Source organism: Sporosarcina sp. FSL K6-3508, from assembly GCF_038615825.1.
GTDB lineage: Bacteria > Bacillota > Bacilli > Bacillales_A > Planococcaceae > Sporosarcina > Sporosarcina newyorkensis.
In genome coordinates, this window is the sequence record NZ_CP152016.1 from 3137606 (window position 1) to 3163075 (window position 25470).

The following is a 25470-nucleotide window of genomic DNA, read 5'->3' on the forward strand; positions in this document are numbered from 1 at the left end:
CATCGGACCGCCTATGAACACTTTATTTATAGAGCTCCACTGCCCTCTTCAAAAAATCTACATATTTCACAATGAAATCTTTCGGCTGTATAATCTTAACCTTATTACCAAATCCGGCTAAAAATTGAAAGGCATATTGATTCTCAGGCAATTCAATTGTTGCAAGGTAACTTCTTGCAGTTTCTTTTATAACGGTATTTTTTCCGTATCTTTCGATAAATTGATCTCTGACAGCAACGTCTAGCATTAACTGTACATTAACCAAATTTTGTTGTTCATTCTGACGTTCCTCTTTTTTAAATTCTTTGTCAGGTCTAGGAATAAAAGAACCGTCTTTTTGGATATTTAATATCCTCGTCAATTTAAATGTTCGATAGTCCTCCCGTTCTAAACTATAACCAAAAAGATACCAATTCATCTCGCTTACATGAATTTTATAGGGCTCTACGACTCTGTATGTTTTGTTTCCTTCTTGATCTACATATTCAAATCTTAATAACCAATTATTTTCAATTGCTTGCGTGACAAATAAAATTTCTTCTTTTATTTGTCTTCTCCCTGGCCAATCATAGAAAGTTAAATCAAGTGTTGGGGAAATATCTGTGCTGGTCATACCTTTAATTTTTTGAATAGTTGTTTGAACATCTTGATTGGTGATCAATTGTTCAAAGCCACCCAAAGCTACGAGTATATTTTCAATGTCTTTGCTATTTAATAGCCGTTTATCGAATTTATACTCTTTCATTAGCGCATACCCTCCTTCAGCACCATATTCCGCATAAATAGGGATATTTGCATAACTTAATGCTTCCATATCACGCTGAATCGTTCGTTTAGTTACATGAAAAAGCCGACTAAATTCTGTTGCCGAAACAGTTTCCTTTTGTAACAAAATCATCACTATCGAGATAAGTCGTTCAATTTTTTTCATATTTCCTCCTATATACGACATACAGTTGTCGCCTATGCTCCATTATACTTCAAATATGAAATGGAGGAAATAAATTATGAAAGCAATATCTTATCTACAATTCGATGGAAAAGCAGAAGAAGTGTTGGCCTTTTATGAAAAGGCATTACAAGCAACAAATGTACAAATGGTGAGATTTGGTGCTTTTGGTCAAGATCCAAATGCCCCATTAACGGAAGAAGAACAAAACATGATTATGGAATCTCGTATTGAGTTTTCAGGGAATATTTTAATGATCTCTGATGTTCCGCCTTTTATGCAAGCTGCGACAGGCGAAATTGTAAAAGGGAGTACCGTCTTAATCAGTATTATTGATGCTGATCCAGAAATGAATAAGCAAATTTTTGAAGGGCTTTCGGAAGGTGGTACTGTGATCATGCCGTTATCTTCTGTGCCGTGGTCAGCAAGTTTTGGAATGTTAGTCGATAAATTTGGTGTAATGTGGAAGTTTAATAGTGATGCTAGTAAATTTTTAGATGGTTTCGTAGATTAATTTTGTATTATTGGGGTTTCTTCAACATTTTGAAGGAACATCCACACTAAAGTATTTCCATATCAGACCCTGAGGTTCCTATATGATTGAGGGATTTCAGGGCCTTTTCTATTTTGAAGGTATTTAACAAGGACAGTACTTGTTGCCAAAGCATGCAAGGCTAAATTTAATAAAACAATGGATGAATGGATGAATGGTTGGGATATAGAACTGTTGTTGTACCGTAATCGGGCGCAATTCTGGTATAAAGAATTGTGTCCTTACAACAAAAGGGCCAAATTGTTGAATGAATGCAACTTAGCGTAACTTTTCCGGTGTTTAATGACAATATAGTTGATGAAAAGTTAAAAAAATTTATATCACTTGTAACGGGAAGAGTAAGAAATGTGACTTCACATTTCTTATTCTTCTTTATTCATTTATGATTAGTTTTTAACCAGTACTCGCTACCATCTTGTTTGCGATCTAAAAAACCATAATCAACTAAATATCGTCGTAGTAATGCATAATCTTCATGTACAGTACTTAATTTTTCATTTAATTGTTTTTCCGTATAATATTTGTCCTCTAAACGATGTGCAATTTCTCTGATGATAATGAGTCTCTGTTTTTCTTTTGAAGGAAAAATTTTCAATCTACCTTGAACACCATTTAGAAAAAAATTTTTAATCACTTCTTGTTCTTCTTCCTCTGTAATCGCATATCGCTCATCTACCATTGTTGCTGTTTTATGAGGTGGAACAAAGTCATCCTGCATTGAATCCTTTTCTTTTAATAAGGACATCATAGCTAAAAAGACTTTGGCTTGACGTTCTTTTTCTTTTAACACAAATCGATGGTGTCGAATCGTTGAGGAACTCCCAATTGCTAGGGCTTCCTGTACCTCTTTGTCACTCTTTCCTTCATAAAACAACTGTAATAGTGCGCTTTGATGCTCGGTAAGACCTGTGAACTTTTTATCCACCCCTAGTAAATAATGGAGGGTGGAAATGTGCTCTTCTTCAATATGAATGCGCATAAAGCGTTCAGCCTCATAGAACATTCCTTTATAGGGATAGATAACACCTTTTTCAATTCGTTCGTTACATAGTAAACAATGGTACGTATTTTTTTCTTCCGTATAGCCCTGCTTTAATTCCTCTAAACCCGCATCCCAAAATAAATCAGATTTCCCCATGAGTTAGCTCCTTTTTCTAAACAAATAATAAAAACGTTTGCTTTATAATAAACATTGTATTATTATGTTTGTGTTAAGTCAATATAAAACAAAGTGTAATAAGTTGATTATTTAGGAGGTATTCAGATGAATTCGAAAACTACTTTTACTCATCAATCGGTTCTCATAGCCAATCAATATAGAAAAATAGACGGAAGAAATGCGTATCAATCAAACTTAGAGAGCCTATCGTTAGGGGTAGATACTACAGAAGGACAACGAGTAAAAAATATATCAATTAATACATTAGAACGTGTGGGGGATGACTATACCACAAAAACTATTCCTGCTCATCGTGCGATTGATATGGCAATCTTACTTTGTCAAAGCCAGATTTATTTTCAAGATGCTTATCGTTTACCGAAATTATATGATCCGGAGAATACTACAGTTGAAAACATTGGGCTACAAGGTGATGCCATGCGTGTGGAAGTTTGCACCGAAAACCCGATGATTGACGAACAAATCCAACAACTTTATCAGGCGTTGAGTGAAAATGGGGAGCTTTTAGGAGAACGTCTACGTGTATTAGCACGGTTATTAGAGGAATTAGGTTATTAAGTGGAGGTGTAAGAAGATGGAAGACAAACAAGTATATTATTTATCACCAACAAGACAGTTCAATGCAGAAGAACAACAATTAATTTGGAAAAAGCCAGCTTCTCATATAATAGGTGAGGAGGAATTACGAATCTGTCATGAAGTGAAGCGAAATTGGCATCGTGGTGAAATGAAAATAGCAAATATTTTATTAGAGGGTGATGCGGGATCGGGTAAGACGCAATTGGCAAAGGCCTTATCTGCTGATTTTGGTTTACCTTATACGAAAGTGACATGCTTTTCTGATATGGATAAATCCGATATTATCGGTGCCATTTTACCAGTTATTTCAGAAGAACATTTACATCGAATGGATGCTACGGACCAAAAAGTATTAAAGGCTTTATATGAAAGCGATGGATTTCAGAGTGCCCAAACTATTTTAATGGAGGCACTTCAAATGACAGGGGATCAAGCAACGAGTCACCTTAAGGATCTCATTAAAAAAGTATCGAGTGATATGAAGGAAGAAGCCGTGGAGTATCGCTTTTACCCTTCAGAAATTGTACGTGCCTATGAACATGGATATCTACTTGAGATTCAAGAACCGACTGTTATTCGAGATGCTGCTGTTTTAATGGCACTGAATTCTGCTTTGGAATTAGATGGGAGTATTAATTTACCAACCAAAGTCGTTCATCGTCATCCTGATTTTATTGTTGTGCTGACAACAAATCGCGATTATAATGGCTCAAAACATCTTAATGAAGCGTTACGTGACCGAGTCCAGCATGTTGAAAAGATGGATTTACCTTCTAAAGAGGTAATGATTGAACGTGCAATAGCAAAAACGCTTTTTTCTAAACAAGAGGTACTGGGCGTGCTAGCAGATTGTATTATCATACTCGATCAAACGGCACGTGCCAATGCCATTAAAGGGGTTGCAGGGATGCGATCTTATCTTTACTGGATTGATGCAGTAGCAGCAGACATACCTGCAAAGAATGCCATGTATCATAAAGTGATTTATAAAATGACAACTGATGAAGAAGAAATTCGCCTATTAGAAGAGGCGTTACGTGGACATGGCATGTTTGCGCAGTTAGAGGAGGTAGAGACGGTCGTAAAAAAGCAGCAATAAATGGTGTTGAAATCAAAACAGAAGGAGAGATTGACGGGAAGGCTGACGAACCACACATCCCTTCTGATAATGCCATTTCTTTAAAAAAGTCAGCAGATAGTGAACAACAGTCTACAGATGTTTCGGAAGAAGGTTCGATGAGGGAAAGCACTGATATGGGCGAGAATGCTATGCCTTCCTATCATCCCGAAAGCGAGAAAAAGGAAGTGGTGGATGCGCGCCGTGCTTTTCGTAAGCAATTAAATCAACAAGCGAGACAAGCAGTGTCAGATTCCATTCATCAGCATATCAAACAGATTGTACATCGACCAGATTATACAAATGATCAGATTAGAGAGTATGAACAATTAAGGCGAGAAATGAAACAGATTGTATATGAAATTGCTAGAAAAACAGCACCGTTATTGAAGCACGAGGAGTCTATTATCAATGCTAAGCGAAAATATTACGGTACAAAGTTCCAAGCAGAAACAGTAGTTTTTCAAGACTTCAAGTATTTTGCCCGAAAGAAGCCACCTACTGAAGCCCCTTCGCTCGTTGTCGCTCTACGTGTCGATGAATCGGCCTCTATGGCTGCATTTGGTAGATTAGAGTCTGCAAAACGTGCGGCATTGGCTGTCTATGAATTTTGTCTACTGCTAGACATTCCATTACTAATTTATGGAGATACAGCGGACGTATCTAAGCTAGAGCAAATGTCAATCTATTCCTACACGGATTTTGAACAATCATCACCTGAAGATGCTTATCGTTTGATGAATATCCAAGCGAGAAGTAATAATCGTGACGGTATGGCACTTCGCGTACTTAGTGAGCGTTTAGTCGCATGTCCACAGCAAACGAAATTAGTTATTAGTATTAGCGATGGCCAACCAAAGGCAATGCCTGATTACACCGGAAACAAGGCAACAGCTGATATGCAAAATACGATAACTTATTATGAACGAAAAGGCATTACATTTTTAGCAGCCGCGATTGGACAGGATAAGGAGATTATTCAACATATTTATGGTGCTGAACGTTTCCTCGATATGACGGATTTACAACGTTTCCCTACACAATTAGTACGAATGATTGCACGCTATATTAGATAGAAAGGAGCATTCTTATGGATCGAAATAAACGAAAACAATTACTCGAACAGTTTAAACAAGTTAAAACCTATATGGGTGTCTATAAAATTTCGAATACCGTAAATGGAAAAACCTTTATTGGCAGCTGTCCCAATTTAAAAAATAAATGGCTGACATTGCGGGGGCAGCTCGATATAAATCGCTTTGCGAATGCGGCATTACAGCAAGAGTGGAATGTGCTTGGAGCCGAAGCTTTTCACTATGAAGTACTCGAACAAAAGGAGTTAACTGAAGATACTGATCGTAAATGGGCACCGAAGCAAATGGAAAAAGCATGGCTGGAGAAACTACAACCCTATGATGATAAGGGATATAACAAAAAACCTAAGTAATACGGATTGAATTGTATGATTTATTATATTTAGTTGATGTATAGGAGCCACTCCGCAGATAGACATAATTAATAAAATAGAGCTTTTAAAAAAATAGGGTAACTGTATTTGTAGCTCTTGCGTACTTTTCAATATTCAAGAATCGGGCGCTATTGCGGAAGATCTCTTAATTTAAAAAAACGATTCCTAACATTAGTAAGGGAATCGTTTTTTGGCTGTAAGTTACTTAACGTTGTAATTCCGCATTTCCCTGACTGTGCCCCTAATTGGGATTGAAGATCTTGGTGAGTCGTCGAAACCCTCGCATAGCCATATTTCATAGCAAAAATCTCCTTTACTTATGACCCTAATATATGACACCTTTATAACCCTATATCTATCACTACCACTTTAGAGTGTCAAAACTTAAGAGTTATGACACCCGTTAAGCAAAAGTATAGGGCTGCCTGTCACTTTAAGAGGTAATTTGCGCTTATCTGTCTCAAAATCAGAACTTATCATCGCATTATTAGAAATAACCCCTCCATCTTACACATTAAGGGGCTATATAAAATACCTCTGCAAATTAAAAGTTGATTCCCCTCCAAAAAACGTAGAAGGGTATAAAAAATTTCATAGTTATTATTTAAACACCTCCTTCATTTTTCTTCTATTTTCCAGACATCGGATGGCTTAACTGTCTTAGAATGTTCTCCATACTCGGCGCCATCAATAATTAATTCCATTGGAATTGAAAAAGCCTCTCCAACTAACAGTGCTGACCCCGTTTTTAAATATGCAATTCTAAGAAGTTGTGAATCACTTATATACGGTATACTTTTTCTCATTTGCTCTATATCAATGTTATTTCTAATTCGATGAAGTATAAAATTGTTACATTGTGACAGCACCGTTTTGGAGAGTTCACTTGGCCTTTGACTTACTAGAATCATAAATAACCCAAACTTCCTCCCCTCTTTAGCAATCTGTTCAAAGACTTTCAAGGAACGTATATTGTTGTCATTATTATTTTCGCTAATATACTTATGCGCCTCGTCAAAAACAAAATGGAATAACTCAGCTGGGGCATTACTTGCTTGTCTAACTTCTTTTTGTTTTGTGTATATAAGCCGCAATATATATCCTGTGAAAAATAGAAGGTCTGAATCATCCATATTAGAACATTTAAATATAGTAAAACCTTTTTTAGAATCCAAGGCGTTTTGAAACTTTTCTCTCTTCTCATGGCTATCGTCAAATAATGATTTAGAATAGATTGAAACCAAATTATCAATTCTAGTCATCAAAGTGGAGCAATAAGATCTAACCTGTGCATTCCCCTTCATTTCCTCAAAAAGAAAGACGATTTCCATGCCCGCTACTAGATTTCCTAAACTTCCTACAGTGCAATCCGATAACTCCATAAGTTCCGCAATCTTAACCCCACATTCTATATAAGAGTACGTTGACTCTGTTTCTATGAAGCGCTCCAAAGTTTCTTTAAACTGAATCTCATAGTTAACAACTTTTGTTTTATTAAAACTTCCATATGTGTTGAACTCAATTAAAATTTCTTCCATGCCCTCAATCTCTATTTTGTTTAACATACTTATTATTTTTGCTCTTTTACCAACCACTTCAGTTTGCACATTATTATATAATTCGAGCACACAATATGCTTTAATCCAACTGTTTTTAACTTCACCCTTTTCCAAGAGATTTGCCATTCTTAGGCCCTGCATTAATATTGGTGATTGGACTGCTGATGAGGGTTGTACTAAGTTAATCCAATCTTCAATCGCCAAAGTTTCTAAAGGGATAGCGATATTCTCCATCATAACCTTATTTACAAATCTTTCAGGGAGGCTTTCATATTCATCATGTACATCAAAAATAACAAAATTGACCTTTTCAATATCTATCTCATTTCTTTCGGATAAATGAACGATTTCATGTAATAACTTTCTAGCTGTAGTAGATTTACCAGATCCCGTGTTGCCTAATATGCTCATGTGATGTGAAAGTAAATTATCAATTGAAAACTTAGGTAAATAATTATTATGGGTGGTCATCGTGCCCAATGGTATTGAAATATCTTCATTATCAAGTTGTAAAATGGTTTCAATGTCTTCATTGATTGTCATAAAAACATCATTTCCAATCATAGGAAACTTCGACAGGCCAAACTCAAACTTTTCATTGTGAATTTCACCCATTGGCGTGGCTTCAAAATAAGCCTTACCTGAGAACTTTGACACCTCCTCATCATTAATAAATGGTTTTTCTTGTTCATATAAACTGACTATCTGATATATAAACATTTCAAACCTCGATTTATATATTGTGATAAATGTATTAATACCTTCACACATATATAAGTCACCCATAAAATTGTGATCGATCTTTGTCGTGTCCGGTATTTCAATGACAATCTTATTTGGAAATACCTTACTAACAACGCCTATGCTGTTTTGATTGAACATATTTCTCACTCCCCCGCTAAGAAACCAATTACATTTTTAAAATGGTGCCCGTTTGCTTTGCCAGTAAAATCACCGCCAATAAAATGAAAGTTCCTATTCTGTTTATGGAGTTCGAAAAATTGGGACGCAGCTAACTCCTCTTTATTGCCAAAGACAATTAAGTTAAAGTCTTCATTATTTAAAGCTTGCGAAATTAGTTGATTGATATGAGTGTCTGGAAAGCCGTATCCAATAACAATCAGGGTTGAATTCTTTTTCTGTAGATTTATAGTCAGTTCTCTGAATAACTCTGAATAGGGTGACTGCTGAGTTTCTAAATGTTTATTAATTGTTGGGTAAATCATGACATCCTCAATCTCTGTCGAATTTGATTGCAATATTGATTTTAATGTTCTATCGTATTTCCAGTCAATTGAACCGTGAATTTTATACAACTTTACGTATCGACGAATGACATTCCATTTATCTTTATATCTGTTCTCATCATCAACTAATCTTAAACGATATACCGATGGATCGAAAATGCGATTTACACTACCACGAAATCCGTTTGTATAGTGAATCCCTAATGTCTCCATTGAAACTTCGTTAAACAAATCATAATTCGTCGTAAATATATTTACCGGCGCTAACTTTTTAAACTCACGTTGTAAAAATATTGTGCTGTAAAACTTCTCATAATTATCTAAAGCATTATCAATATCATCACTAATGTTTTTTATATAACCTTTTGGCATTGATTCTATTAAACCCTGTTTGGTTTTATCAAAAGCATCTTTATACTTAATTCCCTCTGGAGTGCCTTCTCCCAAAAAAGTAATTGCAGTTTTTAACCAGTTTAAATAATTCTCAATGTCTACACTTTCCCCATCATATTCACCCAGCTCAGCTTCGCTAAGAATTCCATTCTTTAACTTACCAAATGTCCATCCCATTAAAGGAACCGCTGGAAGAGAACAACCTGAACCGATAAAAAAGTTCAAGTTCTCACTATTACATTTCCGTTGTATAAAGGTCGAAACTTTCTCCAGCTGTTCTTTTAGAGACAAACCTACTAGTTGGTTATCTCCCAATCGATAATGGTATAGAGTCGGATTAAAGTCTTGTTCTTTTGTCATCTTTGATTCATTCCTTTCAACCATTATGATAGTAATAGAATACGAAAGTTAGTTCGCCTTCTATTTTAACAAAAGTGAATTTACTATACAGAATACACTGTTAAACGGTATAACAATTGAAGCGGGAAGGTGTACAAATTGGAAATGTGCGTGCAAGCGACATAACCCCTCTTACCAGCCCCGATACATACGAGTGATTGTTTAGATGATTGCCTACCATTCTGATAATATTGTCAATCAGGAGGTGGAATTAATGACGGTGGCATTATTGATTTGCGTTGTACCGCCAACAGGCAATCCCTTTGTTATGATTGCTGCTGACTCTAGGTCATTGGACGAGGAAGGCACGCAAGCGAACAACGCTAAGAAAATATTCAAAGCGGGAAACGCCTACATGTCTACCAGTGGCAGTGTACCCGATGAATATCGAGAAGATGTGGCTAGAGTTTTGGGGGAGCGTCCGATAGGAACGATAGAGGAAAAGATGGATGCTTTGCAAAGAATTTTTTATGAAGACAAAAGAGACTATGATTTGCAACAGATGAACGTGGGTTTAGTTCAATTTGACAGCAATGGAAATCCGCAAATGGGTCTTCGTGGCATAAATCCAGAAGGAGAATACCCGACGTTAGGTCCATGGACTTACGATAAAAAATTGCCAGATGTTCAAGATATTTATTTTGGAGTAACGAGAACTGAAGAAGTTGATAGGCTTAGAATCGAATTCCAAGACCGACTAAGAAGTCAGTTAGATGCAGGGAAAATCAATAAAACTTCAGTTGAAAATGCAGCGAAGTGGTTCATAGGAAAAGTTGCTAAAATTTATCCCGATACAGTGAATAGCGTAGTTCAAACTAAGACAATGAGATTTAAGTAAATAATAAAGTAATAGAGTGAGGTTAATCCCCTCGCTCTTTTATTTTGTTTACAGAGGAGGTGGACGGTGATGTGTCACTTTGACCGATAACTTGCACTTATTTCAACTAATATTTTGCACATCTAACCTGAAAAACCAACTACCTTGAAACCATAGAGTTTTATTTTCAGTAAAAATGTATCCTATGGGTACACTCCAATGATACAAAAAAGAGTGAACGAATGAACGAGGTTTTCTTTTCACTTGCCCAGCAATTATTTCTTTAATTTCGCTTTCATATTTTAAATTTTGATCATTTAAGAAATCGTAATTTTCATGTGATTTTTCATAATCTGTTAAATATGGAGCAAGGCATTCCCGAAGATCTTCTATGGTTAGACTACAGCTAATGTTACTGGATAGATAACATTCCCTTGGGGAAAAATCAACATATACAAAAGTAAGTGGAGAAAAACGACTCGTTTTTCTCCACTTACCTTTTATTTTATGATTTTTATGAAAACTTCTCGAAATTTTCCCGAAATAGATTTGTTAATTTTGTTGCTTGGATATCATAAGCCTCTTTATCTTTCCATGTATTACGGGGGTTAAGAATTTCAGATGGTACATTAGGACAACTTTTAGGTATGTTAAGACCAAAACTCCGTTCCATTTCAAATTCTGTATATGCTAATTGACCTTCAATAGCTGCTGTAACCATCGCTCGAGTATGGGAAAGGGAAATACGTTCGCCTATTCCATAAGGGCCTCCTGACCAACCTGTATTAATTAAATAAACATCCACGTCATGTTTCCGGATTTTCTCTCCAAGCATTTCAGCATAAACTCTAGGTGATAATGGCAAGAATGGTGCACCAAAACAGGTTGAAAATGTTGCTTCTGGTTCTGTTATGCCCCTTTCAGTTCCAGCTAATTTACTGGTATAACCTGAAAGAAAATAATACATGGCATGTTCTTTTGATAATTTAGAAATGGGTGGTAAAACACCGAACGCATCTGCTGTTAAAAAGAAAATAACATTTGGATGTCCTGCCGTACTCGGATTAAGAGCATGCGGAATGTTATGGATCGGATAAGCTGCTCGTGTGTTTTCTGTTAAACTACAATCATTATAATCTGCCAAATGTGTATGAGGATCGATTATGACATTTTCTAAAACAGATCCATAAGTAATCGCGCGAAATATTTCTGGTTCTTTTTCCTCTGATAAGTTGATGCATTTTGCATAACAACCACCTTCAATATTAAATACACCTTTGTCTGACCAACCATGTTCATCATCACCAATTAACATACGGTTAGCATCTGCTGAGAGAGTGGTCTTTCCAGTACCTGATAAACCAAAAAATAAAGCAACATCTTCATTTAATCCTTTATTTGCAGAACAATGCATAGAAAGAACATCATTAATTGGTAAAAGATAATTCATTATAGTAAAAATCGATTTTTTAATCTCTCCTGCGTACTGTGTTCCTCCAATCAATACGATTTTTTTATCGAAATTAATCACTATAAAAGTTTCGGAATTTGTTCCATGAATGGAAGGTGTAGCTTCAAAATTAGGAACGCAGATTACAGTGAAATCTTCTTTGTGTACAGCTAACTCTTCTTTTGTTGGACGAATAAATAATTGATGAGCAAATAAATTATGCCAAGCATACTCGTTAATAATTCGAATAGATAGACGATATGCTTGATCGGCTCCAGCGAACCCATCAAATACAAATAATTCTTTTTCTTCCAGATAATTAGAAACATCCTTTAAAAGAAGATCAAAATTTGCCGACGTCATTTGTTGATTTGTTTTCCAATCAATTGCAAGTTCAGAGGCAAGTTCTTTAACAATAAATTTATCTTTAGGTGAACGGCCTGTATATTTACCTGTTTTCGCTACTATCGCGCCACTAGAAGAAAGTTGAACCTCTTTACGCTTGATAGCGATTTCTATTAGTTGACTAGGAGTTATATTAAAATGTAATTTGAGTGCGTTGTTTAGTTCCATTTTATATCCATCCTTTTTAGTTATCTTTTATTTTTTATATTTCCAGTAATTTAGACTCCTTTTTATCGAGATTTCCTGTATGTGAAAGTTGATTGCATTCATGAAAAGCGAAATGCTTACATCCTAAACATTTATTATGGTTAATTTCTGAGATGGCATAGTCAATGGCTTCGCCTGTACGACTAAATATATACTTTTCACCAATTTCATCATAAAGACCAGACTTTTTCAATGATTTTTTCAAATCATCAACTATACCCGAAAGCAGAAGAATTCCCCCTTGCTTTTTATAATAATTGACAATATTCTTCAAATTTGCTTCACCTGTCGAATCGATGAATGGTACTTTCCCCATACGTAAAATCAAGACAGTAGGTTCATAATGAATTGTATCCATTATGCGTTGTTCAAACACTTGTGCAGCACCAAAAAAAAGTGGTCCTTCAATTGTATAAATGCTAATTTGTGGGCAATTATGAGCTTCGTTAACTACATGGGATTGAACAATTTCATTCTTATGAGTGTGGTCTGGTAACACTTTGGAAACAACCAACATATTACTCATGCGTTTTGCGAATAAAACGACAGCTAAGATGAGACCAACCATAACTGCTATCGTAATACTGGTGAAGACAGTTAAAAGAAATGTAACCAATAAAATAAGAGAATCGCCACTTTTCATTTTCAATACATGAAGAAACTGTTTTCTTTCACTCATATTCCAAGCCACTATCATTAAAACAGGCGCCATACTAGCTAACGGAATAAGTGAAGCATAGGGTGCTAATATTAAGAGGGTTAATAAAACAAAAATCCCATGAATAATCCCTGACATAGGAGAAGTAGCACCAGATTTAATATTTGTCGCTGTTCGTGCAATTGCACCTGTAGCTGGAATTCCTCCAAATAAAGGAGTAATGATATTTGCAATTCCTTGGCCCATTAATTCACGATTACTATTGTGTTTACTATTCGTCATCCCATCTGCTACTACAGCGGATAAGAGAGATTCAATTCCTCCCAATATAGCAATTACAAATGCAGGTACTATTAAACGCTGTATTCTTTCCCATGTTATATCGGGAAAGCGAAAATGAGGGAGTTGGCTTGGAATCTCTCCAAAGGTGGAGCCTATAGTTGAAATATTGCCTGAAAAGAATACTGTTGCTATTATTGTTGTTACGATTAAACCAATTAGTGATCCAGGAACTTTCGGCAATAATTTCGGTGTGAGTAAAATGACAAAAAGACATAATATGGAAATTCCTATACTATAAAAATTCATTGTATCAATATGGAAGATAATTTCCTTCATGTTGTCAATGAACTTCTCATGTTTTTCAAGCCCTGTCAGTCCAAAGAAATTTTCAATTTGCCCTGTGAAAATAATAATGGCAATCCCTGAAGTAAAACCAATTGTGACAGGTCGAGGGATGAATTTAATCAAAGAACCTATTTTAAAAATCGCCATTAAACACAAGATAATACCGGCTAAAAAACCAGCAAGTAATAAATCTGTATATCCATAAGCTATGACAATCCCAAAAAGAATAGGTACGAAAGCACCAGTAGGTCCTCCAATTTGATATTTCGATCCACCAAATAAAGAAATTAAGATACCAGCAATACATGCTGTGTAAATCCCGTATTCTGGTTTCACACCTGATGCAATAGCAAATGCCATAGCTAATGGTATAGCAATTACCCCTACAATAACGCCTGAAAGAAGATCTTTTTGGAAATGCCGTATTGAATAGTCATCAAATCTTCCTGTAAAAAAGCTTTTCATTATACCCCTTCTTTTTCTATAAATTACTAAAATAGTGAATTGATTGTATATTATTGATTGTTTAGGGAGTTATATCTATTTAAATTTCCATTGATTACTCCGATTCTATGATTTAGAAAGAGTATCTTCTTCATCTAATTCTTCTAACATAGAAAGGGTATCAATTAAATGATTATTGAAGATTTCTCGTGTAACTATTAAAAGTTTTATAATGGATGGGTCACGAAGTGAATAAACAACTCTTTTACCATCTTTGATACCAACTACAATATTTTTAGAGCGTAATACACTTAGTTGTTGGGAAACTGCGGAACCTTCACTATTAAGAGTGCTTTGAATTTCTGTAACGCTCTTTTCTCCTTCTGATAGTAATTCAAGAATCCGTATTCTTAGTGGATGTGCCAAGGCTTTAAAAAAATCAGCTTTAAATTGTTGCATATCTGTCCACAATCAATTTTCCTCCTTTGACAAAATCAATCATACATATTCAGATGTTTGAATATGTATGATTGAATTATACCTCCTGTTCTTTTGATTTACAAATCATTTTAAGTGAAAAATATAGAAATGTAGTTTTCTATCGTTAATTCCTAAATTAATTAGTTAATCAACAATTCCTAGTGCGAAGTATCTTCGCAGCGAACGACCAGACTTCGCTTATCCATCCAGTTGGTACAAGTTCCTGTTCTAATAAAGACAAAACGACATGATCCCCACCGAAAACTAAATTTACAGGGGTAAACGAAATTTTATAATTTAGTTATGCTAACTCTGAAGACATGTAGTCAAAGCCAAGAGATTGCTTTCATAATATTTCGAAAAAAAGTGAACCAAAAATCGGTTCACTTTTTTTCTATCATTAATGCTGTTGCTTGATAATAAAACACTCACTTTTTGGTATCAATTCTCAAAGGTTCCTTAATTAATTGCTATAACTTTAGTTAGATATTTAATAAGGACCTAAGAAACGTACACCATTAAAGTGAATTAAATGAGAAGGTGCATCAGCAACCCAAACCTCTGTTTCTACTCATTTCTTATATGTGCTTCTTTAAATATTATAGCATCGTATGCAAAGTTCATTGTACTTAGGGAATATACCGTGAATTAACTACTTTCTTGTAAATTTTATACTTCAACTATTCGAGTAGTATTCGGCACAATTTATTCATATAGACAATCCTCTATTGTCTTAACCAACATTTCGAAAGCAAAAAGCCTATCAAAACGGACATGACTTTTGAGATGTGCAAATGATAGGTTTGCGATAGTCATACTCATTTTGACGCTCTTAAATGTCCTTAATTCCGGCCCGATTATTGTACTATGATACTCTAAATCTTTTACGCAGATCCTTTACAGCCTTTTAATTAACTTTACCATAGATTACTATATTTCCTTTAAGAGTATTATTTCTTTTCACTCTATTTGAGCTATCTTAAATAAATGTTATCCATAAGATCAACTTTTCATATAAAAATTCCATGCCAATTCGCAAACTTTTTAGCATCTCACTTAACAAGTAGATTGTACTAATTAGAGTTTTGTAAATTGCTCCTTATCAGAATCCGTTACTATGTGTTATCCTTTAAATTCTCTAGTAATTATAAAGTGGATACAGTTTTGGAACGCTTATTGGAACGTCTGGCTCCATAAATCGTTCCAACCCAAAGTCAGTAACAGCAATGTTTATCCAACCTTTGGAACGATGGAACGCTAATTTACACAAGTTCTTTTCTCGTACTCTACTTGACCTACAATTACTATTAACGCTTTTTATACAAAAATATACGTATTTAACGTTCCATCGTTCCACATAGCCATTAAACCGTTGAATACGCTGACTTTCTTATGGAACGGTCAGATTGTTTTATCGTTCCACCTTGCGTTCCATCGTTCCACTTAATAATCATTTTATTCTTTCATAGGCTCTTTGTTTTTTGGACTTATCTGGAAAGTATATTCCCATTCTATCTAAATCCCCCAGTTCGTGTATTAAATCGGTATATACAAATCTACCGCTTGAATCTGGGTTCCATTCATTAATTAGATATGTTTTAAATAGTTTGTGGAATTGCCTGTCTGCCATATATTTATAACCGTTGTCACTGCAAAACTTTTTATAAAACTCATACACAACGAATTTAGGCACTTTATCTATTTTCCATTCATCAAATACCGTCAATTTGAAATCCAATACTGGGTCATTGTCCTGACGAAAAACTTCTAGTTCGCGTTTAGAAGATGCCGGGACATCGAAGCTCTTAAAGTCCATATGAATTGATTTATGCAAAACGTATTGTAGGACTCTCTCATTTCGAATGTATTCATCTTTGATTTTGAAGTTCTCGACACTCCCATTAAAATCTGCATTAAATGGAACAATGATAATTCTTCTGATCGTTCCAGTCGTTTTGTTCCTAAACTTCGGCATGCCATTTGTGGACTGGATAACAGTGCATCTGAAAACTGTATTATATAAAGGCTTGTTTTTAAATTCGACCTGCACCCTATCACCAGTAACTACACTATTAAAGTTTGAAGAATCGTCAATGTAAACATTGATTGGTACATCATCACCGATGACTGCTGTTTTCCCTTCCAGTGCGCTTAATTTGAAACGCTCATCAAACTCATTAACTTTCAAAGTAGCGATATTCTGAGCGCCGATTAAATTGATGATTAATTCTTGAAAAGTACCTTTACCGTTATTTCCGTCACCTACTAGGAATATCGCTTTCTTTCTTGTATAGTTACCGTTTAATGAGTCGTTCATTACTTGCCATAGCAGGTGAATAATCTCCTTATCTCCACACGCTATAGATGATAACCAATCTTCTACATTCCAACCGTCAATAACAGGATTTGTTATATTGGGATTGTAATGTGTAGAAATCTTGGTGGTGAACACATAATTTGCACTGAATGGCTCTAGTTTTTTAGTCTTCAAGTTGAATACGCCATTTTCTACTGGAATTAAATATCGTGATTCTGTTTTCCCTTTTATCTCCGCTGTATTCGTTAAGTGATAAATGACATCTTCGGCTTTTGAATTGTTTAGCTCTGGCTCAAGCCATGAGATTACACGTTTAATAAGTGTAGTATTTTGAGTATAGATTCCAGATTCCGGAAGGTACATTGCTAATCGAGTATTTTCTTCAATGTCGAAGAGAATGAAGCTTGTATATTCTGCGAGAATTTCTGCGCATCTTTTCGGGGTTAAAGTCGTTGGTTTTTTAGGTATTTTACCTTTTGCACCGCTCGCCTCCCATTCAGCTTTTAATTTAGCAGCAATACTCTTTAATTCTTTAAAGTGCCTTGCCTTTAATACATCCTGAAGATCCATAGTCGGCGTTCCTTCTATACTTTCACCCATGGCTAACTGAAATTTCTGTTTCTGATATGTTGCGTTTAATCCGTCAATCGCGTTCTGGATTGTCCATGCTTTGTAATCTTTCCGGTCCCACTTCTTACGGTATAAGCCGCTGCCAATAAATATCCTATCAATTTGTTCTGATTTTTGAGTATAGAATGCAATGTAATTACAAAGTGCTTGATCCGCTTCGCTTTGACTGCTGTACGTAGCGAAGTCTCCTGTATAAAGTCGTTTGCACTTATCACCATTTTTTGCTCCAAATGCGATATTCAAGACTTCTTCATCTGACAAGTCAGGCGAAGGGTTTAATTTTGCTTGCTTAATCTTCCCCAGTTGCTCGTTTACAGGCTGTGGGAAATAACTATCATATATGTAATCCAATATCAACTGTCGCTCTTCTATCTCTCGAGACGTGCCTTCCATATGGTTGCCTGTCATTACTATAAAACGCTCATTGTCGTAAATCTCAATATTTTTCTCGGTATTCTTTGAATGTGTTCCGTATTTCTTTCCCTTTATCCATATGTGAAGACCAGTTTCGCTTTGACTATATTCTGTATAGCTGTCTAATGTTTTAATTAGCTCCTTGGCCTCACCTTGTATTTCATCGTTTACAATGCAATTGTCAAGATCGAAAACTGTATAAGGATCTTTGTTTGTTAGTACATATCCCACACCGCTGTAGTTTTGTGAGTGCTGTATTGCGTCGCTGTAACTAGTCCAAGTTTTTGGATTTGTAGATGATGCCCTCTTTCCATTTGTTTGATATGGAACTTTTGTAAACTTTAAATCAGCGGTTTTCTTATCACGTTTTTGTTTACCCGTTTTCAGTTCCAGTACAGGTTCAATTTTATATAATACCCATTGATTACGATTAAGAATTTCTTGAGGCAAAGCCTGGTACTCTTTATTCGATATAGCTCTCATGTCCAACACCTCCTGGCGCAACATGTGTTTCATTTGAATATTCTTAATCTATCGTTTCGTATACTTTTGAATATCTCCACCGCTATCAAGAACTGCAATGAAAAACATATCTAGATACTTGTCCAGTTCCTTTTTGTCAAACAGCCATTTACTGCCCAGACGAATTGCTGCATTGAAGTTAGGATCATTCATAATGTGAGTGTTGAAAGAGTTCCAGCTCATATTCACATAACTTAGCACTTGCTTAGTATTCATGAAATAGAGTTCTTGTTCTAAAACACTCAATTTCTCATGAATCACTTCACGTGCCATTTCTTCAATACGGTTTTGGTCTATTATGAATTCTAACATTTCCCCATCCCTTTCTTTATTCTGTAGTAACATCATTATTTAAAAATGTTTCTACAGATACATTAACATGTCATAGGATACTGTGCAACATAAAATGTTTCTACAGAATCATTTTAGTGTATAATCATGTTATAAATCATTGAATAAAAATGGGTCACTACAAATTCACTTGTGGCTAGTATGTACAGAAGGAACCAATAAAAATTAGGAAGCTAAACAATAGTTGCTTTTTATGGTGGCTTTTCAGACATTTCTACTGTACTGAGCAATTCAAATTAAACTGTTTGTTTATGAGGAGGTAGAAAGTGAATACTTTGGGTGATTTTATTAAGAGGGCTAGAAAAGATAAGAAATTCACGTTAACACAATTAGGTGACATGACTGGATTAACTCATGGCTATTTATCTAATCTAGAGAATAATGTGCGGAAAAATCCATCAATGGAGGTACTAAAAAAACTCGCACAAGCCTTGGATATTGAATATTCTAAGCTCGCTCTTTTATCTGGACTGGTAGATGAAAAGACTTTATTAATAGAGAAGCTACAAAAAAAACTCGAGGAAGAACTTCGTGTATTAGAAGTGAATAAAGAGTATTTCAGTAAAACTAAAGATGTAATTTCATTACTTCCGGAAGGTGAAAAATTAAGGGAATTTCAATTAAAAGAAAATGATGAAGTTCTGCAAAAGATTATAGATGAGCGTCAACCTATAATAGAACAATTAAAAGAGCAAATTAATTCACTTACTAAATATGGGGTTATGGAATTCAACAATACTGTAGTTAATACTGATGTTCCACGATATGAAAATCATATTTCTAGCGATGAAAAAGAGAAGGATTTTTCTTTTAATCAAGCTTACAATAAGTTATTCTCTTTAGAATATCTTTTAAATTCAGATGAAGATATCTATTTACACAACAAGAAATTAACAAGTGAACAAAAGAAGCAACTCTTTTCAATTGCTGAAACTATATTTAGAAATTAGGGGTGATTTACATTGGCCAGTTTCAGAGAAAAAAACGGTTCTTGGGAATATATTGTTTCTGCTGGTAAAAATCCAGTCACAAAAAAGTATGAGAAGATCACCAAGTCAGGTTTCAGAACCAAAACAGAAGCAAAGCATGCAGCCAGGCGAGTGGAAGAAGAGTTGAAACAAGGAACTTATATAGGTGAATCAAAGAAGACGTTTGGAGACTTTACGGAAGAGTGGATTTCTCACTATGAGAAGAGGGCAAAGGTGAGTAGCGTAAGAGCCAGGAGGATAGCAGCCAAGCGCCTACTAGATGAATGGGAGCATTACCCGATTAACAGCATCACTATGGAAATGTACCAGCAGCATATTGACGATCTAAGCACTCAATTCAGTAGAAACTACATTGACAGCATACATTCGACTGGACGGATGATATTCAATCTTGCAGAAAAGCGGAAGATCATCAGGCATAACCCTACCAATCATTTTGAAATGCCCCGAATGGTTACAGATGAAGTGACTGAAAAAGTAGAGGAGCTGGAGAACTTTCTGGAGCGTGAAGAACTTGCGAATTTCTTGTTACTCGCTAAAAATGAAGGTTTGCGGAATGACCTTGTAATTTTTGCAACCCTTGCTTACTCAGGTTTGCGTGTCGGGGAATTGTTGGCGCTGAAAGAATCGGATATAGATTTCAAAACAAACGGAATCAGCGTCACTAAGACGTACTACAACCCTAAGAACAATAAAAAGGAATTCTCACTACTCACTCCAAAAACAATTGGATCTACCCGCACTGTAGAGGTAGATCCATTCGTAATTAGTCTAATCAAAGAGCAGATCAAGCTGCTGAAAGAAGAAAAGATGAAGCATCGCAAAGTGTACAATGACCAAGGCTTCCTATTTGTAGATCCAGAAGGCTACCCTATGCCGATAAAGATGGTCGCTCTACGTTTGCAGCGTTTAATGAAGAAGATGGATATTAACAAGCACATCACGCCGCACAGCTTCAGGCACACGAATATTTCTCTTTTAATTGAAGCACAGGTACCTATTGGAGAGATTCAGCGGAGAGTGGGCCATACTGATATTAATACTACAATGAATATATACACTCATATGACCAGAAAAACGAAAGAACAGGCATCGAATTTATTCAGCAGTCACCTGTCCGATTTGACCGCAAAACTGCGATAATTAACCTCTTGCGGTTTTCAATGTTGCCGGATTATTGCCCAAGACAAAATAAAAAACCTCTAAACCCTATTAATATAAGGTTTAGAGGTGCTATTTACATCATGCCGCCCATGCCACCCATACCGCCCATATCAGGCATAGCAGGGCCAGCTGCTTCTGGTAGATCAGCAACTACAGCCTCTGTAGTCAAGAACATAGCCGCTACAGATGCCGCGTTCTGCAATGCGTAACGCGTAACTTTAGTCGGGTCCACGATACCTGCTTCTACCATGTTGACCCACTCGCCGTCTGCTGCGTTGAAACCGATGCCGACTTCTTCGCGCTTCAAGCGGTCCACTACGATAGATCCTTCAAGACCTGCGTTTGTAGCGATCTGACGTACTGGTTCTTCTAGTGCACGTAGAACGATTTTGACACCTGTTGCTACGTCGCCTTCTGTTGATTCTAGTAATGCTTCTACTTGCTTGTAAACATTCACAAGTGCAGTACCGCCACCCGATACAATACCTTCTTCAACAGCTGCACGTGTAGAGTTCAATGCGTCTTCGATACGAAGTTTACGCTCTTTTAACTCAGTTTCTGTAGCCGCTCCGACTTTGATTACTGCTACGCCGCCAGCTAGTTTAGCTAAACGCTCTTGCAATTTCTCCTTGTCGAATTCAGAAGTCGTTTCTTCGAGTTGTGAACGAATTTGGCCTACGCGTGATTCGATTGCGCCTGCGTCTCCGCTGCCTTCAACGATTGTTGTGTGATCTTTTGTAACAACGACTTTCGATGCGCGACCTAGTGAAGTAAGGTCTGCAGACTTCAGATCAAGTCCTAGATCTTCTGTGATGACTTGTCCGCCTGTCAAGACTGCAATGTCTTCTAGCATCGCTTTACGGCGATCACCAAAGCCAGGTGCCTTCACTGCAACTGCGTTGAATGTTCCACGAAGTTTGTTGACGACTAGAGTAGCCAATGCTTCTCCTTCAACATCTTCTGCAATGATAAGAAGTGGCTTACCTTGCTGAACAACCTGCTCAAGTACAGGAAGAATTTCTTGGATATTCGTAATCTTCTTGTCTGTGATCAAGATATACGGGTTGTCCAAAGATGCTTCCATCTTATCTGTATCTGTTGCCATATAAGCAGATGCATATCCGCGGTCGAATTGCATACCTTCAACTACGTCAAGTTCTGTTGTGAAGCCTTTAGACTCTTCGATTGTGATGACGCCATCGTTTCCAACGCGTTCCATCGCTTGTGCAATCAAATCGCCGACTTCTTCATCGCCTGAAGAAATAGCTGCTACTTGTGCAATTTCTTGCTTGCTTTCGATTTCATCGGAAACGCCTTGTAGCCCTTCTACTGCTGCTACTACTGCTTTTTCGATTCCTTTACGGATGCCTACTGGATTTGCGCCAGCTGTTACGTTTTTCAAACCTTCACGAATCATAGCCTGTGCTAGAACCGTAGCTGTTGTTGTTCCGTCCCCTGCAATTTCATTCGTTTTAGAAGCTACTTCCGCCACAAGCTTTGCGCCCATGTTTTCGAATGCATTTTCTAATTCGATTTCTTTTGCAATTGTAACACCATCATTTGTGATCAATGGAGAGCCAAATTTACGCTCAAGTACGACGTTACGTCCTTTTGGTCCAAGTGTTACTTTAACAGCATCTGCCAATGTATCTACACCGCGTAGCATTGCAGTACGTGCTTCTTCGTTAAATTTAAGTTCTTTAGCCATTTAAATGATTCCCTCCTGATTTTTCATATCTTTTGTTTTTATAACAGTCGATTAACCGATCGTTGCCAAGATATCGCTTTCACGCAAGATCAAGTATTCAGTACCTTCATATTTCACTTCTGTGCCTGCATATTTAGAGAAGATGATACGGTCACCTTCTGATACTTCCAAGTTCACACGTTGTCCGTTCTCAAGAACACGGCCTGTACCAACAGCAATTACTTTTCCTTCTTGCGGCTTTTCTTTTGCAGAGTCTGGTAAGACAATGCCGCTTGACGTTTTTTCTTCTGCTTCGATTAATTCGATTACGATACGGTCACCTAGTGGTTTCAACAAATGAAACAACCTCCTCGAGATATTGTTTAGTTTTGAAATTTTAGCACTCAGTAACTATGAGTGCTAACACAACTCTTATCATAAAGAATTCCATTTAGAATTGCAAGTAAAAGCTTTCGACATTTTCTTTTTTGCCAAACGTCTTTTTTCGCGTTAAAATGGTCAATATGTATGGAAGAAAGGTTGTGTACAGTGAAAAACTGGGTTGTCGCTCTAATACTTTTTATTACCTACGTTCTTATGCAAATCGCTAGCATATTTCTCGCGCCAGTACTGGTCTTTTATTTCTCGGAAAAAGGATTACCGCAAGTTGAAGCTCTATCACACGGTTTCGCTTGGACGCTTTTCACCGTCAACACGATTGCCGCGATTATTTTTGTCATCATCCTGCTAAAAAACAAGAAATTCATTCCTGTATTTAAAGGAAAGCCTGCACATATGGGAAATGTTCTTCTTTGGGGGATCCTTGGATTTTTCCTAGCGATGGCCGGGCAAATCTTAGGAGCCGCAATCGAGTCGATGTTCGGTGTCGAAGCAGGCTCTGAAAATACTGAATTACTTTCAAACATTGCGAAAACTGCTCCAATCATCATCCTTCCTATGGTTCTCTTTGCACCATTCCTTGAAGAAGTCGTGTTTCGCCGCATTTTATTCGGAGGCTTGTACAGGAAGACGAACTTCTGGATTGCTGCGATTGCGAGTGCTGTCGTATTCGCTGCCGTGCATAACGAGTTGCAGCATCTACTCATGTATTTGATGCCAGGACTCGCGTTTGCATTTGTCTACTACAAAACAAAAAGACTGCTCACACCGATGATCGCTCACTTTTTGATGAACGGCTTTGTGACAGTCGTACAATGGAATGCAGAAAAATTGCAGCAACTACAGGATATGCAGCAAAGCATCATCACATTCCTACTATAAAAAAATCTCTCCTCGCATTTTATTACGCAAGGAGAGATTTTTTATTGAGCCGCCATCACTTGTACCATTTTATCAATGTCAGGTTTTGCAGTACTCTTCACACCTTCCGTCAGAATACTGAAAATCAGCTCTTCGCCACTCTTCGTTTTCACATATCCTGATAAGGCATCTGTATGGTTTAATGAACCTGTTTTCGCCAACACTTTTCCTTTGACCAGAGGGCTCGTCAAGCGATTACGCAATGTACCGCCCAGCATCCGATCGTTTATGCCCGCCACTGGCAAAGAACGTTCAAATGTTGGATACCACGGCTTTGTCTGAGCTTCGAATAACACTTCTGAGATTTTCTCAGAAGGTATCTTATTTTTATGCGACATACCCGAAGCATCTTCTAAATAAATACCTTTCAAACTGATGCCATCTTTTTGTACTGTTTCTTTCATAACACGCAAGCCGGCATCCCAGCTGCCTTCATTATATACAGCCCGTCCCATCGATTTTGCTAAAATTTCAGCATGTGCATTGTTGCTAAGCTTCATGAAGGGCATCATCAAGTAGTACAAGGACATCGACTTTTTCGTTGCAAGCAATTGGGCATTCGCTGGAGTTTTGGATCGACTTACTTTCGTAGTTTTACTGAAACTGATGCCTTGTTTAGCAAGCGCTCGTTTGAAAACATCAGCTGTGTATGCACTCGGATTCGAAACCGTCACCCATTGACGTTTACCGCTCGAGTTGACGGGGATGTTTCCTGAGACGATGATCGTATTCGTTCCATATTGGCGAGCCATTGTCACTGTGTTCGGCTTACCTTTAGGAACCGTTCGCGTTCGATTGACAACTTTAACAATGTTTGTGTGTGGAGTTAACGTAACGGCTGCCGGCTTGCCGTTTTTCGTTGGTTTTGCTTGAACGATCGTTGTCCCTGCATCATAATCTTCATTCGGCGACAACGTCAATGCCGAGATTTGTGCAGCGTAATAATGCGTTTCATCCGATTTATAAATACCCGGAGATAAACGCTTTGTGTCAAACCATGTATCATCCGCCACAATATTTCCTGTGATGGACTTGATGCCTGACTGACGCACCTCTTTCGCAAGCTGCTGCAAATCCCGTTCCATTAAGGTCGGATCTCCTGTTCCCCGCAAATAAAGCTGGCCGTTCAGGACACCGTTTTTCACGGGCCCACTCGCTAATACATCTGTCTGGAAGGTATAATCTTCGCCCAACACTTCAAGAGCAGTCGTCGCAGTTAACACTTTAACATTGGACGCCGGCGTGACGCCTTGATCCGCTCGGTATTGATATACGATTTTATTCGAATCCGCCTCACGTACAACTATACTGCTCTTCGTACCGCGCATGCGCTGACTCGTAATAACCTGATTGATTCCAGCTTCCATAGCTTTATAAGATTGCTCTGCAGCAACCGCTTGACCTCCTGTTATAGGAGTATAGACACTCGCACTGACTAAAACTGCACCTAGTAACCATTTACTCAATCGACGTTGAGTCTTTTTTCTATTCACTGAATCTCATTTCCTCCCAATCTCGTTGTCCCTGCTAGTTTACCATATTGC

Annotated in this window: 21 protein-coding genes; 9 read left to right on the forward strand and 12 right to left on the reverse strand. The window is 37.0% G+C overall.

All coding sequences use genetic code 11. The features are described 5' to 3' along the window. Nucleotides 1-22 precede the first annotated feature (22 nt). Entirely contained in the window at nucleotides 23-931 is a 909-nt protein-coding gene (locus MKX97_RS15545) for a YafY family protein (RefSeq protein ID WP_342536432.1), read from the reverse strand. Nucleotides 932-1007: 76 nt separating this feature from the next. Here MKX97_RS15545 and MKX97_RS15550 point away from each other — a divergent pair, with 76 nt between their 5' ends. Further along, nucleotides 1008-1463: a VOC family protein gene (locus tag MKX97_RS15550; RefSeq protein ID WP_342536433.1), complete on the forward strand. Its 456-nt coding sequence runs from the start codon at nucleotides 1008-1010 to the stop codon at nucleotides 1461-1463. A 415-nt stretch (nucleotides 1464-1878) separates the two neighbouring features. On the opposite strand, the gene MKX97_RS15555 is transcribed toward MKX97_RS15550, so the two are convergent. After that, nucleotides 1879-2640, reverse strand: a complete 762-nt coding sequence (locus tag MKX97_RS15555) for a DUF2087 domain-containing protein (protein WP_342536434.1) — start codon at nucleotides 2638-2640, stop codon at nucleotides 1879-1881. Nucleotides 2641-2766: 126 nt separating this feature from the next. Between MKX97_RS15555 and MKX97_RS15560 the strand changes: the two genes are divergently transcribed. The 4 genes from MKX97_RS15560 to MKX97_RS15575 all read left to right on the forward strand — a co-directional run bounded on the left by MKX97_RS15560 (nucleotide 2767) and on the right by MKX97_RS15575 (nucleotide 5825). Next, nucleotides 2767-3240 carry a DUF6530 family protein gene (locus MKX97_RS15560; protein ID WP_342536435.1) on the forward strand — a complete coding sequence of 158 codons (474 nt, stop codon included), beginning with the start codon at nucleotides 2767-2769 and terminating at the stop codon, nucleotides 3238-3240. A gap of 16 nt (nucleotides 3241-3256) precedes the next feature. Continuing rightward, nucleotides 3257-4360 (forward strand): AAA family ATPase, encoded by a 1104-nt coding sequence (locus tag MKX97_RS15565; RefSeq protein WP_342536436.1) that lies wholly within the window; start codon nucleotides 3257-3259, stop codon nucleotides 4358-4360. 137 nt (nucleotides 4361-4497) lie between these two features. Next, nucleotides 4498-5454: a nitric oxide reductase activation protein NorD gene (locus MKX97_RS15570; RefSeq protein ID WP_342536437.1), complete on the forward strand. Its 957-nt coding sequence runs from the start codon at nucleotides 4498-4500 to the stop codon at nucleotides 5452-5454. A 14-nt stretch (nucleotides 5455-5468) separates the two neighbouring features. Beyond that, on the forward strand, nucleotides 5469-5825 hold the full coding sequence (locus MKX97_RS15575) for a GIY-YIG nuclease family protein (RefSeq protein WP_342536438.1): 357 nt from the start codon (nucleotides 5469-5471) through the stop codon (nucleotides 5823-5825). 638 nt (nucleotides 5826-6463) lie between these two features. On the opposite strand, the gene MKX97_RS15580 is transcribed toward MKX97_RS15575, so the two are convergent. Both MKX97_RS15580 and MKX97_RS15585 read right to left on the reverse strand, forming a co-directional pair. Continuing rightward, on the reverse strand, nucleotides 6464-8287 hold the full coding sequence (locus MKX97_RS15580; RefSeq protein WP_342536439.1) for an ATP-binding protein: 1824 nt from the start codon (nucleotides 8285-8287) through the stop codon (nucleotides 6464-6466). A 5-nt stretch (nucleotides 8288-8292) separates the two neighbouring features. After that, the gene (locus tag MKX97_RS15585) at nucleotides 8293-9405 is read right to left on the reverse strand and encodes an SIR2 family protein (RefSeq protein ID WP_342536440.1); all 1113 of its coding nucleotides are present in this window, start codon (nucleotides 9403-9405) and stop codon (nucleotides 8293-8295) included. A 253-nt stretch (nucleotides 9406-9658) separates the two neighbouring features. Here MKX97_RS15585 and MKX97_RS15590 point away from each other — a divergent pair, with 253 nt between their 5' ends. After that, nucleotides 9659-10282 (forward strand): hypothetical protein, encoded by a 624-nt coding sequence (locus tag MKX97_RS15590; RefSeq protein ID WP_342536441.1) that lies wholly within the window; start codon nucleotides 9659-9661, stop codon nucleotides 10280-10282. A gap of 493 nt (nucleotides 10283-10775) precedes the next feature. On the opposite strand, the gene pckA is transcribed toward MKX97_RS15590, so the two are convergent. The 5 genes from pckA to MKX97_RS15615 form a co-directional block, all read right to left on the reverse strand. Next, nucleotides 10776-12284: a phosphoenolpyruvate carboxykinase (ATP) gene (gene pckA, locus MKX97_RS15595; RefSeq protein WP_342536442.1), complete on the reverse strand. Its 1509-nt coding sequence runs from the start codon at nucleotides 12282-12284 to the stop codon at nucleotides 10776-10778. A gap of 34 nt (nucleotides 12285-12318) precedes the next feature. Next, nucleotides 12319-14073, reverse strand: a complete 1755-nt coding sequence (gene sulP, locus MKX97_RS15600) for a sulfate permease (protein WP_342536443.1) — start codon at nucleotides 14071-14073, stop codon at nucleotides 12319-12321. A 105-nt stretch (nucleotides 14074-14178) separates the two neighbouring features. Beyond that, entirely contained in the window at nucleotides 14179-14523 is a 345-nt protein-coding gene (locus MKX97_RS15605; protein WP_342536444.1) for a metalloregulator ArsR/SmtB family transcription factor, read from the reverse strand. 1459 nt (nucleotides 14524-15982) lie between these two features. Beyond that, the gene (locus MKX97_RS15610; RefSeq protein WP_342536445.1) at nucleotides 15983-18376 is read right to left on the reverse strand and encodes a phage/plasmid primase, P4 family; all 2394 of its coding nucleotides are present in this window, start codon (nucleotides 18374-18376) and stop codon (nucleotides 15983-15985) included. 48 nt (nucleotides 18377-18424) lie between these two features. Beyond that, nucleotides 18425-18727: a hypothetical protein gene (locus MKX97_RS15615; RefSeq protein WP_342536446.1), complete on the reverse strand. Its 303-nt coding sequence runs from the start codon at nucleotides 18725-18727 to the stop codon at nucleotides 18425-18427. A gap of 305 nt (nucleotides 18728-19032) precedes the next feature. Between MKX97_RS15615 and MKX97_RS15620 the strand changes: the two genes are divergently transcribed. Both MKX97_RS15620 and MKX97_RS15625 read left to right on the forward strand, forming a co-directional pair. Continuing rightward, nucleotides 19033-19716, forward strand: a complete 684-nt coding sequence (locus tag MKX97_RS15620) for a helix-turn-helix transcriptional regulator (protein ID WP_342536447.1) — start codon at nucleotides 19033-19035, stop codon at nucleotides 19714-19716. 12 nt (nucleotides 19717-19728) lie between these two features. After that, nucleotides 19729-20898, forward strand: coding sequence for a site-specific integrase (locus MKX97_RS15625; protein WP_342536448.1), 1170 nt, complete (start codon nucleotides 19729-19731; stop codon nucleotides 20896-20898). 94 nt (nucleotides 20899-20992) lie between these two features. Here the strand turns inward: MKX97_RS15625 and groL are convergent, their stop codons facing one another. Continuing rightward, nucleotides 20993-22627: a chaperonin GroEL gene (groL, locus tag MKX97_RS15630; RefSeq protein WP_009498836.1), complete on the reverse strand. Its 1635-nt coding sequence runs from the start codon at nucleotides 22625-22627 to the stop codon at nucleotides 20993-20995. 51 nt (nucleotides 22628-22678) lie between these two features. After that, nucleotides 22679-22963: a co-chaperone GroES gene (gene groES / locus MKX97_RS15635; RefSeq protein WP_009498837.1), complete on the reverse strand. Its 285-nt coding sequence runs from the start codon at nucleotides 22961-22963 to the stop codon at nucleotides 22679-22681. A gap of 192 nt (nucleotides 22964-23155) precedes the next feature. On the opposite strand from groES, the gene MKX97_RS15640 reads away from it, so the two are divergent. Next, nucleotides 23156-23887, forward strand: a complete 732-nt coding sequence (locus tag MKX97_RS15640; protein ID WP_342536449.1) for a CPBP family intramembrane glutamic endopeptidase — start codon at nucleotides 23156-23158, stop codon at nucleotides 23885-23887. 41 nt (nucleotides 23888-23928) lie between these two features. Here MKX97_RS15640 and dacB read toward each other — a convergent pair whose 3' ends face one another. Continuing rightward, on the reverse strand, nucleotides 23929-25419 hold the full coding sequence (gene dacB, locus MKX97_RS15645; protein ID WP_009498839.1) for a D-alanyl-D-alanine carboxypeptidase/D-alanyl-D-alanine-endopeptidase: 1491 nt from the start codon (nucleotides 25417-25419) through the stop codon (nucleotides 23929-23931). Nucleotides 25420-25470: the final 51 nt, after the last annotated feature.